The sequence below is a fragment of the Synechococcus sp. R55.7 genome (assembly GCF_047461955.1).
Taxonomy (GTDB): Bacteria; Cyanobacteriota; Cyanobacteriia; order Thermostichales; family Thermostichaceae; genus Thermostichus.
Genome location: NZ_JANSIC010000360.1, coordinates 1 through 1,208, shown reverse-complemented (window position 1 = coordinate 1,208; position 1,208 = coordinate 1). Strand labels below are relative to the sequence as shown.

At 51.8% G+C, this 1,208-nt stretch carries 2 protein-coding genes; one reads left to right on the top strand and one right to left on the bottom strand.

The window, feature by feature from the left end:
* Positions 1-893, bottom strand: an 893-nt coding sequence (locus tag NW820_RS12480; RefSeq protein ID WP_414407654.1) for a glycosyltransferase, incomplete at its 3' end; no start/stop codon positions are given.
* 171 nt (positions 894-1,064) lie between these two features.
* On the opposite strand from NW820_RS12480, the gene NW820_RS12475 reads away from it, so the two are divergent.
* Positions 1,065-1,208 (top strand): hypothetical protein, encoded by a 144-nt coding sequence (locus NW820_RS12475; protein ID WP_011432125.1) that lies wholly within the window; start codon positions 1,065-1,067, stop codon positions 1,206-1,208.

The following is a 1,208-nucleotide window of genomic DNA, read 5'->3' as shown; positions in this document are numbered from 1 at the left end:
TAAGCGCGGCGGGCAATTTGAATGGCCTCCTGGGGATGGTCTAGGTAGTAGCGGATTTTCTCCAGGAGTTGGGCTTCGGAGTTGTAGGTGTCGCAGTAGGTGCCGGGCGCCAAAAGTTCGTCCAATCCTGAGGCGAAGGAGAGCTGGTCAGTAAGCAGAAAGCCCCCTGCAGAAATCACTTCCAAGTTCCTTAAGTTCAGATCCCCATTTTGGCTGCAGTTAAAGGAAATCAGAGAATGGGCAAACCATTTGGCTGCCTCTTGGCGGTTGGCTGTTTTGATGAGGATGGGCAAATCTGCATTCTTTATGGCTTGAACCAGCCGGCAACGCCTGGGATGGCGGGATCCCTGTTGGCCGATAAAGACCACTTGATTTTCTCTATCTTCCACCCAATCGTGGGTAACAGTGCGCATGGAGATAAGAGGCAACCAGGCAAGATTCTCAGCGCCTGCTGCGGCAAACCAGTGCAAATGCTGGAAGTTATAGGCAGTAGCGACGTAATCAAAGCCTTCAGTAGCCCAGTAGGCCAAGAGATGGTTGATGGGAAACTCCCAGTGGTGGGTGTCTCCAGCCAGTAAAACAGTTGGACAGCCAAACTTTTTGGTATTAAGAGGATTGCTGTAGTCGAAGCTGGAAGTCCAAACAATAACTAGGTCAAACTCCTTATTTGTAATTTGCTCAGACTGCTGCACAAAGTCATAGAGGTCATAGTCTCCCTCTGGGCACTCCACCAATTCCTTAGAGAGATTGACAAAGTTTAGTCCAAAGCCCTTGGCTTTCCTCTTGGGGCAAAGACTGACCTGCCGATCTGAAAGCTGCGGGGGCGGGATATAGTCTGGCGGAGTTGGCCAATTGAGGAGAATTCGCGGAGCATTGGCCTTGATGTCTTGCATTTCTCGACTCCCCAAGTTGAGCGGCAGGTTCTTCTAGCTCCTGCAGGCTACTAGGATTGGACACAACAACAAGGGATCTCTGTTGCCCTGGAAAACGATAAGCCGAGCATAGGTTATAAGCAACCCCATGGATCCCTGTCTGCAAGAGCCGAATCCAGTTTACCTGCCTGGATGGCCCCTACCCAAGACGAGCTCTCCTACGACAATGGCATACCCATGGAAAGCTGGCGGCACACGTGCCAGATGGACTTGCTCATCTCCACCACCCATGCCGAGCGAGGTTTTGAGGCTGTACCCAGCGAAGTGGGAGGGTAG